A 17,650-nucleotide genomic window follows, 5' to 3' on the forward strand; every position below is an offset into this window, starting at 1 on the left:
CAGCAGTGAGTAGTCGTAGCGTACACCTAAGGAATTTCAGGTACAGAATGGAACTCTACAGCACATCAGTAGTCGCTGCTCTGGGCAGCGAGTGATAGAACCTGTTGTGCCTTGCATAGTAACTGCCCACTAAACCAAAAATATACGATTCCATTGGCCAACTACTTAATGGCCACTTTGGAGAGGGCAAACAGGGCGTTTCAAGGCATGTTTTTTTACACCAGCTGTATCGGTGTCAGTTTCATCGAGTCAACGACTAATGCTGAAAGGGGGAACTTTTATACGAATCAGTGGTCTTTGGCTGTAATTCAACAGTTCAATAATTCTAATGGACACATTCAATCTGAACCTGGATCCCGATCTTTTTTATGCCAATTTACAGGGTTTTCCAGATGAATTTTTAACACTAAACGACATTTTCAGCTCATCGCCATGCATGGCTGGTTATTCTGTACACAGGCATGACTCACCCCTTGACGAATATTTCAATCAGGAAGTCACAAACCAGGAGCCACCTTCTCCACGGTCACTGAATGACTTTTCAATTTCTCATTTACCATTTGCTGAAAATGCATCAGCTCATTTTTCTCAGCCACCACCCCGTCCGGTTGCTGTGGTTCGCCCATTGAATAAAAACACAGAACAGCCAGGGCATACCGTAACTTCTGGATTTACAGGCACTGAATCTTCCAGTTCTGATGAACCTCAGCCACCTGCGCCTGAAGTGGCCAGTGCTTCTGAAAAACGCAAGACGAACAAAGCCAAATACCAGGCCAAATACAAAGCATCCGAAAAAGGCAAGTTGAGCAGAGCCAGATACTTCAGATCCGAAAAAGGCAAGGCGTCCAAAGCCAGATACACTTCATCCGATCAAGGCCGGGCGAACAACGCCAGGTACAACTTATCCGATGAAGTCAAGGCAAATAGAGCCAAAAGGCACGCCAGGCATGCTACATCCGCTAAACGCAAAACGTACCTGGCCAAATACGAAGCATCCGATAAAGCCAAGGCATACAAAGCCATCAGAAATGCCAGATCAAACGCCTATACATCTGCCATAAGAAAAGGCTTCAGCGAAACATTGGCCAGGGAGAAAGGAGAGTTGGCAGCTAAGGCCAAAAGAGCAGAATTATCATCAGTGCTGCCTCTTGCCACTGTTAATTAGACTGGCTGAAGGAATATTTGTACCGAATTCACCTTCTCAACATGAACTGTCCAGACAGGGTTTTATTCTGAAAGCAAACGCATCAACCTACTCCCGCCCAAAGCCTGCTGGCCGTGTTGCCCAGCCAGCTGGTTCCAGGGGGATTCCTGATCGCTCAAGAAGTACATTTAACGGTAAAAGAGTCTCAAACCATCCGTCTTATAGAGGTAGAGCTCCCACCCTGGATGTCGGCAAACGTGTTGAGGACGCCTTTTGGGATAAAAACCCATTAAAGGAACGTCACATCTCCTCGGCCGCTGTGCTTGGCACCTATAGAAATGATAAAACGTCTCTCAGAGGTGGCTTCTTTCTGCAAAAGCTCTGCTTACAGAACATTCTACACGGCAATAAAAAAGTGTCCCCGGACCAGGTCATTCAGGAATTCAATCGGAAACCAGATGGTAACAAGCAGTGCAGATTAGCGATGGTCCGCTTCAAAGCGGAATGTTGCCTGAGGGGCCTGCTGTTAAATGGACGACAGGTCTCACCGGATACGGTGATTAATGATTTTAAGGCAGTCAGGGCACCACTGGAGCTGGCGCGCTTTAGGGCAGAATGTTGCCTCAGGGGATTGCTGTTGAATGACCAGCTGGTCACAACGGACGATGTGGTTGAGCATTTCCCGGATAGTCCGGAGGGCAAATTGGGGATGGCCCGGTTTAAGGAACAATGCTGCCTGATGGGCAAGTTAGTGAATGGCCGTCAGGTCACACCGGATACGGTAGTTAAGGGTTATCAGGCCACCAAAGCAACACTTGAGCTGGGGCGCTTTATTGAACAATGCTGCATCAGAGGGCTGCCACTCAATGGCCAGCGAGTCACACCAGCTACGGTGGTCAGGGAATATCAGTCAGCCGGAGCCTACCTGGAGCTGGCACGCTTCAAAGCGAATTGTTGCCTGAAGGGCTTGCCGTTGAGTGGCCAGCAGGTCTCACCGGATACGGTAGTTAAGGATTGTCAGGTAGCCAATGCAACATTGACGCTGGCACGCTTTAAGGAAGAATGTTGCCTGAGAGGCCTGGCGTTGAATGGCCAGAAGGTTACACCGGAGGCGGTGGTTGAGGATTTTCAGAAAGCCGGAACCACACTGGAGCAGTCCCGTTTCAAAGCGGAATGTTGCCTGAGGGGCCTGTTATTGAACGGCCAGCAGATAACACCGGATGAGGTGGTCAGGGATTATCAGGCAGCCGGTGCAACTCTGGAGCTCGCCCGTTTCAAAGCGGAATGCTGCCTGAGGGGCCTGGAGTTAAACGGCCAGCAGGTTGCACCGGATGCGGTGATCACGGTTTACCCTGACAGTCCCGAAGGCAAATTGGGCAGAGCAATCTTCAGGGTACAATGTTGCCTGAGAGGGCTGCTGGTGAATGGCCAGCAGGTCAGACCGGATTCGGTGGTTAAGGATTTCCCGGATAGTCCGGAAGGCAAACTGGGAATAGCGCGCTTTAAGGAAGAATGTTGCCTGACAGGCCTGGCGTTGAATGGCCAGAAGGCGACACCGGATGCAGTGGTTAAGGCTTTCCCGGATACGACAGAAGGCAGACTGGGAATAGCGCGCTTTATGCAGGAATGCTGCCAGAGGAGACTGGTATTGAATGGCCAGCAGGTGACACCGGATGCTGTGGTTAAGGCTTTCCCGAATAGTTCAGAAGGCAGGCTGGGAATAGCGCGCTTTAAGCAGGAATGCTGCCTGAGGAAACTGGTACTGAATGGCCAGCTGGTTACCCCGGATGAGGTGTATAAGAATTTTCAGACGGCCAAAGCGACACTTGAGATCGCACGCTTCAAAGAAGAATGTTGCCTGAAGGGGCTGCTATTGAATGGCCAGCAGGTAACACCGGAGACGGTGGTGAAGGATTATGAACGTGGTGGCTGGTTGCTCGAAAGAGCTATTTTTTATTCTCTACTGGCATTGCATGCCAGAGAGTTGAATGGCAACTATCTGGATAACCAGAAAGTGCTAGAAGCATTTAATGAAGTACCTGGCGATCATTCTTCACGACAAACGATGTATCTGATTCAAAGGCTGAATCAATCCCAGGGATATGATGAAACCAGCGAAGCTCAGGATATCATTCAAAAAGCCTGGCAACTATTAAACAACGTATCGCTCAAAGATGAGCAACATCGGCTGCAATGTATCTTGAAATTCATGGCTATGCAGAATGAATTGACTATCGATCATCAGGAAGTGTCAGCAGAACAGGTGTTGCAATCCATCAAAAAACTGAGGAACTCATTTCAGAATTCACGCGTACATTTCTTCTTCCTGGCACACTGCTATATCACGAGGCAGTCTATTGATGGACTGAAAGTCCATAAGGACCAGGTACTTGGCTGTCTTCAGAGTTTTCCGGAAGGAAGCAAACTGCGCCATGATCTAGGCTTCTGGTTTGAACAATACAGCTACGAAGCCCATTGTGTAAAAAACACCGGACATCGACATAGAGATAACCTCCCCGACCTGATTCCCAATATAGAGAACGCCGGCCGAACAACGAAATACCGGGGTGAAACAGACCATACGTGTGCCACTCAGGGCATTACCACCAATGGGGCACAAACTCTGAAGCAATGGTCAACAACTGGCAGAGCGGATTTCCCGGAAAATCCGGTTCTGCGGTTAAATGCGCTAACACTGAAAACACTGGAGATTATTCAGGAAATCAATGTTTCTTATAGCAATACCCCAATTCTGATTACCGGTTCTTATGCGCGTTTTTTACAGGACCACTGCTCATTATTTAATGATATTGACATTATCTGCTCAACAGAGGAGCCCGCCAGAATACTCTTTGCAAAGCTAGAGGCACTGAACACCACAGACTCAGACATTCCCAAAAGCATCACCATCTGGCAACTCCCGGGATGTCCGGAGATTAAACTACCAAAAACCTACAATATTCATCTCAGGGACGCGGATCTGTGTATGAAAGCCATGGGGCTTCAGGTCAGTGTTGACGACAGATTAACCCATGAAAATACAGCACCATTGGCCCTCCACGTTCCCGGTGTTGCGAGGCCGGTACTGTGTTTGTCGTTTGCTGATGAAACAAAGTTACTGAACGATACGCTGGAATACCTCGCTGAAAACCTGGATCCGCTGACCAGGCAACTACAAAGAGGGGCAGTATTTGACCTGCAACGAACCATTCTTTTTAACGACCCCCAAAATATCGAGGAGCGTATTTATGGCTTGCTTATTCGCTCTCTGCTTACCCTGAATAAAGCCAGGCAGTTTATCGATCTGCACTCTGAAGGCAAACCCGGAACACCTGACTGTCTGCCTGAATATCGTCAAGTACAACAACAACGCCTGCACACGCTTACGGCACTTCTTCAAAAAAAATTGGCTGGCCATGTTTGCCGCAGTGGTTTCGAGCACAGAATTAACAACTGGCTGTCGACCAATCAGTATGTGAGTGATTATGAAATCAAAAAGAAGGATTTTATCAAATCACTGCTTGTGATGATGCATTCGGCATAAGATCTGGCACACTCAACAGTGACTCCAAAGTGCTATCCGTAGCACTTAATCTTTGGAATTATCTTAATCCTGTAAAATGCAGCCATTTTCAGAATGAGCTTATGCAATACTATATAATCCATGCGGTCAGTGTATAAGCTGTATTTTTGTCAATGTATCAGCACCAACCCGAGGTAGTTTAATATGAAAGTATTCACTCAAATTTTTGCAAATGGCATATCTATCAAAGGCCATGGCACTAATAGCGTCAATGATTTTGTAGGTGGACTTGTTCCGGTAAATATTGAAAAAATGCCCTTTTTCCTTACCAGCCACTTGATATGAAAAACTGACAATGGCGTGTTCATTTTGCTTCATCTCAAGTAACTTCTGCTCACATGAAAATATCAGATCATCATGTTCTCCTTCAAACAACTCCAGTTTCAGTGTTTTTTTTCCCAAGTACATGTCATCAAGTTTGCCATAGACAGTCAGTGTTGATAGTGGTGCTGGTGCATTGAATTCATCACAAAGAATGGGCTGAAACGTTTTATTCTCCAGGTAATGAAAGACCCTCATAGCAACAAACCCACAATTGGCTTTACATTCTGCCTGGTTAATATTGGCAAGAATATCCATGTTCTGCTCCTCAAGCCTATCAGTTTGAGATGCAGTTATATTACTGCTTTGATTTTGTGCGGATAAACAGTCAGAAATCATACATTAGATCAGTGAAGCCGGAATGGGTCGGTACTCTCATTGTTAGCATTAACTTCTTTAAGCGTTAACCAACACAGTGATGTTTTATGCCATTGACCCGCCTCCCAATGCCATGAGGACTATGCCTCTGCGCTCTATAAAAGAAAGTTCATTCTGGTGGCGGTGTAAATGAAGTTTGAGGCCTTTGAGACTGGCTGATTTACGTTGACACAAACTACACTGGTAGGGATACCTTTCTGCTGACAGCTCCTCCTGCCGAATAGGGGCATGTTTGGCACAGTTATTGAGTAGACCTTTCCCCTGGTTGAACAGCAATCCCCTGCATGATAGCTTGATATTGTTTCCAAATATTATTTTTTTCCGCTATTTGAGACCTGAGCTCTATCTCTAACCTGTTTTTTTCCGTTATTAGAAATCTGTTTTCTAACTCCAACCTGTTCTTTAACGCTACAATAGCCCTGTTCTCTAACTCAAGCTTGTTTTTTCCCATTATTAGAGACTTCTTCTCTAACTCCAGCCTGTTTTTTTCAGACTTCAACATTTTCACTTCATTGGCAACAGCCTGTTTATTAGCCATTACCCCTTTTCTATATCCTGCTTGATGACGCCTGTTTTTTTCCGCTCTTCTAATATACCTCACGAAACTTTCAACTTCCTTGCTATTTTCTTTCTTGAGAAGCAGATTAAGCTCTTTAGTTGATATCTCAGAAAGTTCCTGACGCGTATACTCTCTATTACCTATAAAAATTTTCTGAGCTGTTTTTTTCAGTGAGTTTTGATCCGTTAAGCCAGCTTCTGTCATTTTGCAGCTTTTGTCTCTGAGATCTGCAGCGACAGAATTATCACACTCTGCTTGACGTTTGACTCCCATGGCTAAGGCCCACTCGTCAATGCTTACCTTTCTGCAAAACGATTTTGAAGCCAGCGTTGCTTGCCTCGAAACAGTCTTGGTCGTCTTGAGAGACATATCGCCAGTATGTGGGCCTACCCCAGTCGCATCGACATTGGCTTGATACATTTATTGACCACCTTTTCTATTGACCACCTTTTACCGATTTTTTCTATGATTTTATTTGAGTTTTAATTAACGCCCCCTGAGGCTAGCTTGAATTTTATATCTGTCCAGTACCCAGATCGGGTAGAGATTCAAGCAAAGACCGAAGGTTCTGGAGCCACATGATGTCGTCTAAGGTTTGCACCGCTGTGTTTTCAAACAGAATATCCATCATCTGTTGTTCATTTTCGGTGAGGTGTGATGGGTCAAAGGGTCTTTCCGGATGATTGAATGGAAGATCAAAAACACTTAACTCCCCACAGTTGCCCTGATGCAATCTGAACTCGATAACGCAATAACTTGTTTCCTTAATTGTTGTTAATTCATAGAGGAAATAATATTTGTCATTGCGCTTGGGCAGAACAAAATCTCGCAAGTAACCAGCTGCCTTGCCCGGATCAGGCAATATCAGTTTTTCATTATCTCTGGTGACAATATAAGGAGTTGATAAAAAAGGGCTATACACATGGTGTTTACCGTGCTGTTGCCTTATTTTGAGGACTTTAAACAGTTCCCGGACTTCGTGAAACAGCCATTGCTCCAACTTTTCATAGGCGGTGCGTTTTTCAGGAAATTCTTTCCAGCCACCGTAGTCCAGAAATATCAGTATTATGACCTTGTACAGGTCGTTGTCCCGATCTCTATTAATGCTTGTGACCAACTCGTTAACGGTCTCATCTGATAGCAGTTGAAACACCTCCTGAAGCTGGCCAGCTCGGATGCACAAAGACACATGGCGGATAACTCTTTGACCACCACGCGTTCTGGTCGTAAAACCGTAGTTAATTATTTTCAGACAGTTGTACGACCAGTGCATTAAGACAGGCAGTGTATTTTCATGTTCCGTTTTTATTCCGAACTCCCTCAACAGAGCGGTAGCGATCTCTTTTGCTTCACACCAACCGGCGGCATCAAGCAGTGAATAGAGTTCCGTTTGCCGGGGGATATTCGCAAGTTGTCTGATATTTTTGAATTCTACAAAAAAGCTGGTCTGTTTGTAATAGTCCCAGCCGACCTCCCGATCCGGTATCTTTATTAATGTCAGAGGTCCTTTGCCGGTCGAGGTGCTGACCTCCGCTTGATTCAGCAGCCCATAGTTAATACCCTGGTCGTGTCTGAGGGAGGTCGGCTCATAGACTGCCGTTAATTGCAAAAGAGTACAGGTACGCTCGTCAAACCCATCGAGGCTTTCCAGCCATCGATTGTATTGTTGGATCAGTTCTTCCAGCGCCATGCCGGTCTCTGAGGGGATGGTTGCCAGCATTTCAAACAGCTTCTCTACCAGCTCACATAAACGCAATTTGACCAGCGTCTCCGATAACAGCGGTGCCAGCACCGTCTCCAGTATTGCCAGTATTTGCTCCCCACCCGTTTGATCAATGGTCAGACTCATTAATGGGTAGCCAAAGTGACATCCGAGGGTTTCCGCAAGTACTGTGCCTTTTCTGAGGGCGATGCCAGGAGCTGTGACTGTGACGTTGTTGGACTCATACTCCATACCAATGAGTCTGGTATTGTTGACTACCGGAGGAAGGCCCAGTATTTGGCTGATATCCCGGTTGAAATACCGACGCTGAACGGCATGGTCAGCCTCAAGAGGTCTGCTACTGTGGGCGGCCGGAACATTCGTTGCAATTGTCGTTGGTAACATAGGCAATGATGGTGGTTGCTCTTTTTCTGATTCAGTGCGTATTGCACCCCCGTATAACAAAAAACAGAAATAAAAAATATAATTTATATTCTTTTTTATTCGACAGCAGGGGGGATGAAAAGTTCATTTAGTAGAGTGTCAAATGTACGGAAAGGAAACCTCTGACTATCAGTGCAAGACGGCTCACAGCATTTGGATACTGCCGTTTTTTCCAAAGATCAGGCTGCCTGAGAGCATGTTGCCGCTGTGGATGTCCCGGTTTTGCACTGTGGATGTCCCGGTTTTGCATTGCATCACACACTCGCCCGCAGATGGAACTTTTTCGCAAACTCAGGTTCTATTAAGACTTAGAAGAGAGGGAAATATAAGAACTATCTTATGCCATTCGATGTTCCATGTAATCAAGCAGGATTATCGTCCAGAGTTCCACTGCAATTAGCAGAATCAACACCTGACCAACAGCTACAAACTGGCTATTTCAACTGCTTGCCCGTTGAGGTTATTCAACATATCGCAAATAAACTGACACTGCCCGACGCGCTCCGGCTCAAGCAGACATGCCATAATGCCAACAATTCTATTGATCAAAAGATTATCGAAGATTTAAGGCATCGAATTCAGTTCAAAAATATGAAAACAGTAGTACATTCGAGCAAATATGAGAGTTTAAAATCAATCTACAATTCAGGCAAATTTGATCATTTTTTTAAACGATATGTATACGACCAACACTCAGGACTTGTTAAAGATCCAGAACGAGTAGATATTAAATGTTTCCTGGCAATTATGGAGCTGGGTAACGCAACCACTAAATACAAAGATGAAAAATATACAATGTACACAGGACTATTTGAAAATGGGCATGTTTTTCTTATTGCACCTCGTCAATCCTCCAGTATTGAAGAGGATACAAATGCAAACAACCCCAACAAAGTTTTATTTAACGGAAATACATCCAGTGTAAATGTTGAAGCTATTTATTCGGGTAGAAGTTTTCAGGAAGTAAAGAAACTGGTAAACATAGTGCATAGTAACACTCCGCTATCAATACACATCTCTCATATTCTTGAGCACGAGTATCAGTAAGAGGCTGTTTTAAAACTACTTAAGCCTTCGCAGAATTATGCGAATCATGCATATATAAACGAAGGCTTCTGAACTCCTTGGCAACTGTTCATAGTCTTTAGACAGTTCCCTTTTGGGCTTACAGCGATAAAACCACTCTTCAAGGTAACCTCGGTAACCACAATCAGCCCAGACTTTCTGGATTTTTTTAAAATGTTTCTTAAGGTGATCACGTGGTCGTCCATTCTTTGGAGTATCATAGCCAGGGTCAGGAAACAGTGGTTCAAGGATTGCACACTCGTTATCAGTCAGGTCGGAAGGGTAAGTAGCTAACCATATGAAATCAGATACCGTAGTTATAGACGACTTTAGATTTTTATCCTGGGTTAATGATCAGTAACTTTTACAACAGGCTCTGAGTTGTTGAAACTCATCAAAAAGGAAAACTGAAGGAGCATATCACCCCTTCAACATATCAAACACCACCCGTGCAAACCCTCTGGCCAGCTCCGGGTTGGACAGGTACTGCAACATCATCTCCTGGTGAGCTTCGTTGCTGTCCATCACCGCATCATCAATGGCCTTCGGGAAATCCCCCAGCAAGGCCTGTTCAGCGGTGTTATTGGCAATCTGTTTCATCACCGTGTCGTTTTCCGCCAGCTTGTCCCGAACGGTATAGGCATAATTGATCAGGTCCGCATCCGACAGGTTGTCGGTAATAAACAGCTCATTCAATCGGGTAAGAATCTGCGACAGAAACTCCTCTTTCTTATCCTTGGGTTTGGCAGTACCCATATCGCTGCCCGGTTCCAGTTTGTACTCGGGACTGTCTTCCTTAAGCTGAATGTCCTGCTGCCGGATTTTGGCAAGACGATAGTGGCTCATCACCACGTTATCAAGGTCAATATCATCTTCGTCCAGAACCTGTTCCCGGAGCAGCGGCCGCAGGTAGCGGGCAAACAGGCTGAGCTGTTCCAGTTCAATATCATCGTAATCGACAATCTGGGACATAAACTCGTAGTAACGGGTATAGCTGCCCAGATCTTTCTTGAAAATCTCCAGCCGGTCTTTTTCCTGCTTGCACTCCTTCAGGCTGTTTTCCCCGTTGGCGATCAGCACCGCATCGCCGGACTTTTTCATCCGGTCCAGCATATCCCTGGCCTGCTCATAAGCCGCCACCGCAGAGCTGTAACGCTTCTGCCACCGTTCCACCGCAGGCTTACAGATATTACTGACAGCAGCATTGCTTTTCTTTCGGGTCAGGAAGGCTTCGCAGAACCGCTCCACTTCATTCCAGGTAAAAATGCCACTGGCCCGCAGCTTTTCATGCAGCTCAAAGATTTTGTCCGGGTCAGACACATCTGCCAGTTCTGCTGTCTGGTAGTAAGGCTGGAAGGCAGCCAGAATATCGTCCGGCTCATTAACAAAGTCCAGCACAAAGGTGCCGCTCTCCGCCTTGCCGGGATAAGTGCGATTAAGGCGGGAAAGGGTTTGCACACACTCCACACCACCCAACGGTTTATCCACATACATGGCGCAAAGCTTGGGCTGGTCAAAACCGGTCTGGAACTTATTGGCCACCAGCATAATCTGGTAATCGTCGGTATCGAACGCCTTACGCATATCCCGTCCTTTGAGGCCGGGGTTCATATTTTTTTCCGTAAATTTCTCATCAAGAATGGCGGCACTGTCCGGATCATTCTGGTCGAACTGCACCTCACCGGAAAAGGCCACCATCACGGCAATGGAACTCTTGTGTTCAGCCAGGTACTTCTCAAAGGCCAGCTTATAGCGTACCGCTTCCTTGCGGGAGCTGGTCACCACCATCGCCTTGGCCTGACCACCCAGCAGTCCCATAACATGTTCCTGAAAGTGCTGGACGATCACCTTCACCTTCTGGCTGATATTGTGCTCATGGAGGCGTACCCAGCGCCCCACCTTCACCTTGGCACGTTTGCTGTCCACTTCCTCATCGGTAGCGGCAATCTTCTGGGCCAGCTTGTAGGCAACTTTGTAATTGGTGTAGTTCTTCAGCACATCCAGGATAAAGCCTTCTTCAATGGCCTGTCGCATGGAGTACACATGGAATGCCCGGGGCAGGTTCTTCTTTGAAGGTGGTTCATCCGGATTAGCCAGCCGACCAAAAGTTTCCAGCGTCTTCGCCTTTGGCGTAGCTGTAAAAGCAAAATAACTGAGATTGCCGCTCTTCCGTCGTGCGGCAACAGATGCATTCAACTTGTCTTCTGCCGATAGCTCTGCTTCTTTTGCTTCACCATCCACCATCAACACTTTTTTCAACTTCCTGGCAGTATCGCCCGTCTGGGAAGAGTGCGCCTCATCGGCAATAATGGCATAACGACGTTTCTGCAGATTGGTACTGCTCTCAATAGCTGCCAGTACAAACGGAAAGGTCTGTATGGTCACGATAATAATCGGCTGGGCATTTTCCAGGGCACTGGCCAGCTTCTCTGATTTGGAGCCCTGCCCTTCTTTACTGTTAATACGCCCCACCACCCCATCGGCGTGTTCAAACTGGTAAATGGTATCCTGAAGCTGATCGTCCAGCACCGTCCGGTCAGTAATCACGATCACAGAATGGAACTGTTTATCGCCATCGTCTTTATAAAGGGTGGATAACTGATGAGCGGTCCAGGCAATAGAGTTGGACTTGCCGGAACCGGCACTGTGCTGCACCAGGTAACGATGCCCGTTAACTTCGGTACGGGCAGCGCCAATCAGTTTACGCACCACATCCCACTGGTGATACCGAGGGAAAATCAGCGTCTCCTTTTTGGTTTTGCGGCCTTCCCAGTCTTCGGTCTCCTTAATCTCAAGGTGAGCGTAACGGGCAAGAATATTCAGCAGGTTATCCGGCAGCAGCACCTCATTCCACAGGTAATCGGTGGCATAGCGGTTCTCATCGTCGGGAATATCATTACCAGCGCCGCCTTCTTTTGTCCCCTTATTAAACGGCAGGAAGAAGGTATCAGCACCGGCCAACCGGGTTGCCATATAAACCTGATACTGGCTGACAGCAAAATGCACCAGCGCACCCCGCTTGAAGGTGAGCAGCGGTTCCGGCTTACCGGTTTCCGGGTCTTTGGGCAGGCGAGTTGTTTTATACTGCCGAATGGCGTTATCCACCGACTGCTTGAACTCGGATTTCAGCTCCAGCGTCGCTACCGGCAGACCATTGATAAACAGCACCAGATCAATGCGCCACGACCTGGCCTTTTTACCGGTTTCGGCAAGGTGCTCATCGGTAGCATGGGGCGAATACACCAGCTCCGGCACAAGGCGACAACGGTTCTCTTTATAACGGGCCAGCGTATCCGGATTCAGATCATGCTCCGGCATAAACTGGCACAGGCGAAACCGGGCATTGCGAATCTTCAGGCCGTGGCGCAACACCCCAAGGGTGCCGTAGCTGCGCAGCTCTTTATCAATGGCATTGGGGTCAGCCTTGTTAAGCTGGGTCACCAGGTGGCTGATAAAGTGCTGTTCCGAATCCGAGGGGAATACCTTACAGAACTTCTCCCACTCCTTCGCCTGAGTCTGTTTGACAAAACCAAGCACATCGCTGGTGTACAGCGCCGTTTCCCGGTGGTACTGGTCGCCGGAACCCAGCAGCCACCCATTGGCCTGCATCTGGGCGATTATTTCGTTCTGGAAAACGGCCTCAACGGTGGCGTCCCTGCTCATACACTACTCACTTTTGTTCTCAATACGCTGGCGGGCATTGTGAATGGCCTGCTGGAAGCGTTCTTCCAGCACCGCTTTGGGCGGCAGGCTGGTCAGGTAATCCGCCACATGGATGCCGCTTTTATCCAGCTCCAGCAGTTCAACCTCCTGATCATTTTTACCAGAACAAAGAATAATACCCAGGGGGGAGGCCTCATCGGGCTGGCGGTCATATTTATCCAGCCAGCGCAGGTAAAGCTCCATCTGTCCTTTATGTTCTGCCTTGAAGTTACCTACCTTAAGGTCAATGGCAACCAACCGCTTAAGTTTGCGATTGTAGAACAACAGATCAATATAAAAATCATCACCTCCGATCTGAATACGATGCTGCCGTGCGACAAAGGTGAAGCCCACGCCCAGCTCCAGCAGAAATTGTTGCATCTCCCGCAGAATGGCGTCTTCAAGATCCTTCTCCAGGTAAGCGTCATTCATTTCCAGAAAGTCGAGTACATAAGGATCTTTGAGTACCATTTCCTCATTGAGCTTGCCTTGGCTTCTGAGAATCTCCAGTTCCCTGGTAATGGTCAGCTCAGGTTTTTTGGACAGGGCTGTTCGTTCAAATAACAGTTTGTCGATACGGTCTGCCAGCGTACGGACTGACCAGCGCTCCTGTATTGCCATGGTCAGATAGAACTCTCGCTTCAGGCTATCCTCAAGGCTGATCAGTGCGGTGAAGTGGCTCCAGCTCAATTGTGCAGACAGTGTCTGCACAATCTCCAGAGAGGGAAACAACTCCGCAAACCGGATCATTTGAAACAGATTACGGCGAGACCAGCCGCGACCAAACGCCTGAGTCAGTCGTTTGGACAAGCCGGCAACCACCTCCTGGCCATAATTCGCACGTTCACCTTTGAGCACCTCGCTATTGATGCGCCCCCCCACCTGCCAGTAAAGCAGGGTCAGTTCGGCATTCACAGCCACCGCAGCCCGCTGGCGGGCGGACTGGATCAGGCCTTTGATTTCGCTGAACAGGGTGTCTGGGTGCTCCGGCGGTTCAGGCGGTTTGCTCATGGGGGGCCTCGGGGTGTTTTTGTTGTGGGTGGGCAGTGGGTGTCCAGTCACGGACGTCTATTTTGCCTGTAATTGCGGCAGAGATCAGGGCGGTGCGGCGTTCTGTTAGTAGCCTGACTTGATCTTGTCCCTGGGCTTCAATGGCATCGTACTTTTTCATTAATGTCTTCAGGTGATCAATGATCGCTCTACGCTCCTCAAAAGGAGGGATAACTAACGGCGTTTCCTTGATATTACTTGAGGATATAGATGCCAGATTGGTGCTTTGCTTGGCTACCCTATAGAAATGAAACTTGGCATATGAAGAACCTGTGAGTAGTGCAAGCCACTCTGGTTCAATATCTTTTGGCCTGATTGCAAAAACATGATTCTGGTGGATGCACGGTGCAATTTCACCTTTCCATACAGCTCCACGGCCAAGTTTATCGTTATCCCCACCCTCGTTCATTAGAACATCACCCTTTTTCAGTTCATAACGTTCCAACTGATCAGGCTCAATATGAATTTTATGAACCTCATTTAATTTTAAATAACCATCCTGGACATTAGCCACTCGAAGCATGGGCACTTCGATTGTTATTTTGCCCGCAAGGTCTTTGCCTTTTGGTATACCAGACTGTAGATCAGCAACATGCTTGAGCCGTCTGACACTCCAGTGCTCCGGCACTTCACCCAGCCACTCCACACCGGAGTCTTTCATCGGTGCATCAGGGTTAAGGCCTTTGGTCACGGCATGGCTGATCACCGCCTGACGCTTCTCTTGCAGCAGCCGGATCAGGGTTTTCTGCTCCTCGATCAGGGTGTCGATTTTGGCGGTTTCGTGATCGAGGAAGCTGGCAATAAGCTCCTGTTCACGCTTGGTTGGTTTTGGATAAAGAATTTCGTTGAAAGCTTCTGTTGGCAAACGCCATCGCCCAAGGTGTGCACTACCTTGTCCAAGGTGGAAAAAAAGCTTTTGTCTATAACCATTTTGAAGCAAGTATAAGTAATATTCAGGCACGTAGTCCTTCGTATTCTCAATGTTGAACACTCTGTAGTCTGGGCTTGTAACACCGTTAAAAGGTGAGATGTCTACATAGCCAGTTAACAAGTCCATATGGTTCATTGCAAAGTCACCAGCAAACACAAGTTGGTACTTTGAGTAGTCCATTGAAAGTTGCCCTTCACCACTTTCAATATCTTTCTTCTTCACTCCCTTTTGGGTGATAGAAAGGATGTCAAAACCTAACTCGCCAGCAATTCTTTTCTTAATAGAAAAAATATTCTTTGCACGCACCAGGCCCCAAGCTGAAGGAATGGTTCCCATTGACTCAACCCCAGAGTCCTTATACTCCGCATAAGTCTTGTATTTGCCGCCAACATCAGCCATCAGGAATGCACCTCCGCCAGCAGCTTCATAATCCGCCCACTGACCGCATCCAGATCGGCATCAATGGCTTCCAGGGCTCGGGGTGGCTGGTACACATAGAAGTGGCGGTTAAAGGGAATCTCATAGCCGACAATACCGATCTCACCGTCCTGCTCATCCCGCTTGCTGGCATTGATCCAGGCATCCGGTACATGGGGCATCACTTCCCGCTGAAAGTAGGTTTCGATCAGCGTTGAGGTGGTCACCGATGGATCAAGGGGGATATTTTCGTTATCCCGCAGGTCGCCATCGGTTTCAAACTCGACGACGTTGCCTCGGTATTCAAAGGCACCGTAGAGGGGCTGCGACTCTTCTTTTAATACCTTTTTGACAACGGGCTCGGCCTCCGGGTTCTTATGGGTAATGGCATCCAGAAGCTGCTTCTTCTCTTTGGCATCCAGCTTGATCGCCCGCTTTTTAATCACTGCCTTCAATAATTCATCAAAGCGATTGAAATCATCGCTGTTCTCAATACCAACCTCAGACTGAAGCTGTTGCGCCTTTTCCATCAGCTTGCGCTGGAACAACCACAGTTTGGTATCCAGTACTTCTTTAACCTGTTTCTCTTTCAGCTCGGTGAAGTCTTTTTTGATTTTGTTGCGGATGGCTTCTTCCTGGTCTGCCAGTGTCGAGTAGCAGGCATCGCCAAACTGTTCGAATAGCCAGCGCATTACATTGTTAAACGGTTTGGGCGCATAACGCAGGCTGGCAACGGCTTCAGCAGTAATCCGGGCAGAAAGGCGCAGGGGGCGTTCTACCGTTATGCGACGATAACCGAACTGGTATGTCTCAAATAGTTTACTCATTGCTATGCCATTGGAGTCAGTAGCTTCCGCCTCAAATTTGCCAAAGCAGCGAGTCACCATGGCACGGTCTTCCGGGTTCATCATATTGCGCTTGGAACCCAGGGACTTGCGCATCTTGCCAAACAGCTTCGCACCATTGATAAGCTGGACCTTGCCCTTACGCTCCGCCGATTTTTTGTTGGATAGCACCCAGATATAGGTCGCAATGCCAGTGTTGTAGAACATATCGGTAGGCAGGGCGACAATGGCTTCCAGCAGATCGGCTTCCAGAATATAGCGTCGAATCTCACTTTCACCACTGCCCGCGCCGCCGGTAAACAACGGCGAACCGTTCAGGATAATACCAATACGGCTGGGGTTTTGATTATCGGGCGTTATAGCCCGAAATTTGCTGATCAGGTGCATCAGGAACAACAGGGAACCATCGGATACCCGTGGCAGACCCGGGCCAAAGCGACCATCAAAGCCTTTCACGTCATGTTCTGTTTTGACCGTACTTTCGATCTTCTTCCAGTCCACTCCGAACGGTGGATTGGAGAGCATATAATCAAACTGCTGACTGGCAAGCTGGTCATTGGACAGGGTGTTGCCCAGCTTGATACGGCTGACATCCTGCCCCTTGATCAGCATATCGGCTTTACAGATGGCGTAAGACTCCGGGTTCAGCTCCTGACCAAAGGCGCGCATCACCGCATTGGCGTTATGTTCATGCACATATTCCATACCGGAAGAAAGAAAGCCACCAGTACCGGCAGTGGGATCGTAAATGGTGCGGATAATGCCTTCTTTTGTTAAGGCATCGTCATCTTCCATAAACACCAGGGAGGTGGTGAGCTGGACAATATCCCGTGGGGTAAAGTGCTCCCCGGCGGTTTCGTTAGAGCTTTCGGCAAATTTGCGGATCAGCTCCTCAAACACCAGGCCCATATCGTGATTGGAAATGGCATCCGGGCTCAGGTCGATGCTGCCGAACTTCTGCACCACCTTATACAACAGGTTGGCCTCCTGCAGGCCGCCAACAAATTCATCGAACTTGAAATGTTCAAAGATCTCCCTGGCATCCCGTGAGAAGGCAAGCACATAGCTTTCCAGATTGTCTTTAATACCGATCTGTCCAAGTTTGGAGAGATCCATCGGTGATGTATTAAAGAAGGACAACCCGGCCGCCCGCAACAACAGCTTCTCCCGTCCCTCTTCCGGCAGGTTCATCACCGTCACTTTTTCATACTGGGCCAGCACCGCTTCTTTGGTAGGCTCCAGCACACACTCCAGACGCCGGAGCAAAGTAAACGGCAAAATGATGCGACCGTACTGGGACTGTTTGAAATCTCCCCGCAGCAGGTCGGCAACGGACCAGATAAAGGCGGCAAGATTGTTATGGGTGTTGGACATAATGGGTACTTGGCATCAGGGACAATAATGCCGGGGAACAAATAAGCAGACAGGCTCGCTGTCATATAGACGAAGGCAGAGCATCAGACCCGGCTATGGGAAATTGGTTACCGGGGGAGTGTACCGTTAATTAAC

Annotated in this window: 10 protein-coding genes and 1 pseudogene; 3 read left to right on the forward strand and 8 right to left on the reverse strand. The window is 47.9% G+C overall.

Annotated elements, in window-relative coordinates; genetic code table 11:
- Nucleotides 1-436: 436 nt before the first annotated feature.
- Both ACO6UX_RS09335 and ACO6UX_RS09340 read left to right on the forward strand, forming a co-directional pair.
- Nucleotides 437-1,165 (forward strand): hypothetical protein, encoded by a 729-nt coding sequence (locus ACO6UX_RS09335; protein ID WP_422446968.1) that lies wholly within the window; start codon nucleotides 437-439, stop codon nucleotides 1,163-1,165.
- Nucleotides 1,149-4,688, forward strand: a complete 3,540-nt coding sequence (locus ACO6UX_RS09340; RefSeq protein ID WP_422446970.1) for a hypothetical protein — start codon at nucleotides 1,149-1,151, stop codon at nucleotides 4,686-4,688. Before ACO6UX_RS09335 ends, ACO6UX_RS09340 begins: the two co-directional genes overlap by 17 nt.
- A gap of 126 nt (nucleotides 4,689-4,814) precedes the next feature.
- Here the strand turns inward: ACO6UX_RS09340 and ACO6UX_RS09345 are convergent, their stop codons facing one another.
- The 3 genes from ACO6UX_RS09345 to ACO6UX_RS09355 form a co-directional block, all read right to left on the reverse strand.
- A complete protein-coding gene (locus tag ACO6UX_RS09345; protein ID WP_422446972.1) occupies nucleotides 4,815-5,306 on the reverse strand; it encodes a hypothetical protein in 492 nt (163 codons plus the stop codon).
- A gap of 361 nt (nucleotides 5,307-5,667) precedes the next feature.
- Nucleotides 5,668-6,405, reverse strand: coding sequence for a hypothetical protein (locus tag ACO6UX_RS09350; RefSeq protein ID WP_422446973.1), 738 nt, complete (start codon nucleotides 6,403-6,405; stop codon nucleotides 5,668-5,670).
- A gap of 94 nt (nucleotides 6,406-6,499) precedes the next feature.
- Nucleotides 6,500-8,092, reverse strand: coding sequence for a hypothetical protein (locus tag ACO6UX_RS09355; RefSeq protein WP_422446975.1), 1,593 nt, complete (start codon nucleotides 8,090-8,092; stop codon nucleotides 6,500-6,502).
- Between the two features lie 378 nt (nucleotides 8,093-8,470).
- On the opposite strand from ACO6UX_RS09355, the gene ACO6UX_RS09360 reads away from it, so the two are divergent.
- Nucleotides 8,471-9,178 carry an F-box protein gene (locus ACO6UX_RS09360; protein WP_422446977.1) on the forward strand — a complete coding sequence of 236 codons (708 nt, stop codon included), beginning with the start codon at nucleotides 8,471-8,473 and terminating at the stop codon, nucleotides 9,176-9,178.
- A gap of 15 nt (nucleotides 9,179-9,193) precedes the next feature.
- On the opposite strand, the pseudogene ACO6UX_RS09365 reads toward ACO6UX_RS09360, so the two are convergent.
- The 5 genes and pseudogenes from ACO6UX_RS09365 to ACO6UX_RS09385 form a co-directional block, all read right to left on the reverse strand.
- Nucleotides 9,194-9,289 (reverse strand): annotated as a pseudogene (locus ACO6UX_RS09365) (IS5/IS1182 family transposase); the annotation flags it as partial.
- Between the two features lie 327 nt (nucleotides 9,290-9,616).
- On the reverse strand, nucleotides 9,617-12,859 hold the full coding sequence (locus ACO6UX_RS09370; RefSeq protein WP_422446979.1) for a type I restriction endonuclease subunit R: 3,243 nt from the start codon (nucleotides 12,857-12,859) through the stop codon (nucleotides 9,617-9,619).
- Between the two features lie 3 nt (nucleotides 12,860-12,862).
- Nucleotides 12,863-13,909, reverse strand: a complete 1,047-nt coding sequence (locus ACO6UX_RS09375; RefSeq protein WP_422446981.1) for a PDDEXK nuclease domain-containing protein — start codon at nucleotides 13,907-13,909, stop codon at nucleotides 12,863-12,865.
- On the reverse strand, nucleotides 13,893-15,278 hold the full coding sequence (locus tag ACO6UX_RS09380) for a restriction endonuclease subunit S (protein WP_422446983.1): 1,386 nt from the start codon (nucleotides 15,276-15,278) through the stop codon (nucleotides 13,893-13,895). Before ACO6UX_RS09380 ends, ACO6UX_RS09375 begins: the two co-directional genes overlap by 17 nt.
- On the reverse strand, nucleotides 15,278-17,515 hold the full coding sequence (locus ACO6UX_RS09385; RefSeq protein ID WP_422446985.1) for a type I restriction-modification system subunit M: 2,238 nt from the start codon (nucleotides 17,513-17,515) through the stop codon (nucleotides 15,278-15,280). The genes ACO6UX_RS09380 and ACO6UX_RS09385 overlap by 1 nt, the downstream gene beginning before the upstream one ends.
- Nucleotides 17,516-17,650 lie beyond the last annotated feature (135 nt).

It is taken from the genome of Endozoicomonas sp. ALB091 (assembly GCF_049310265.1).
Classification (GTDB): domain Bacteria; phylum Pseudomonadota; class Gammaproteobacteria; order Pseudomonadales; family Endozoicomonadaceae; genus Endozoicomonas.

Excerpts from the sequence above, each read along its gene's own strand:
- ACO6UX_RS09380 (WP_422446983.1), bottom strand. The coding sequence starts at position 15,278 with ATGGCTGATGTTGGCGGCAAATACAAGACTTATGCGGAGTATAAGGAC.
- ACO6UX_RS09355 (WP_422446975.1), bottom strand. The coding sequence starts at position 8,092 with ATGTTACCAACGACAATTGCAACGAATGTTCCGGCCGCCCACAGTAGC.
- ACO6UX_RS09370 (WP_422446979.1), bottom strand. The coding sequence starts at position 12,859 with ATGAGCAGGGACGCCACCGTTGAGGCCGTTTTCCAGAACGAAATAATC.
- ACO6UX_RS09350 (WP_422446973.1), bottom strand. The coding sequence starts at position 6,405 with ATGTATCAAGCCAATGTCGATGCGACTGGGGTAGGCCCACATACTGGC.
- ACO6UX_RS09375 (WP_422446981.1), bottom strand. The coding sequence starts at position 13,909 with ATGAGCAAACCGCCTGAACCGCCGGAGCACCCAGACACCCTGTTCAGC.
- ACO6UX_RS09385 (WP_422446985.1), bottom strand. The coding sequence starts at position 17,515 with ATGTCCAACACCCATAACAATCTTGCCGCCTTTATCTGGTCCGTTGCC.
- ACO6UX_RS09360 (WP_422446977.1), top strand. The coding sequence starts at position 8,471 with ATGCCATTCGATGTTCCATGTAATCAAGCAGGATTATCGTCCAGAGTT.
- ACO6UX_RS09345 (WP_422446972.1), bottom strand. The coding sequence starts at position 5,306 with ATGGATATTCTTGCCAATATTAACCAGGCAGAATGTAAAGCCAATTGT.
- ACO6UX_RS09335 (WP_422446968.1), top strand. The coding sequence starts at position 437 with ATGGCTGGTTATTCTGTACACAGGCATGACTCACCCCTTGACGAATAT.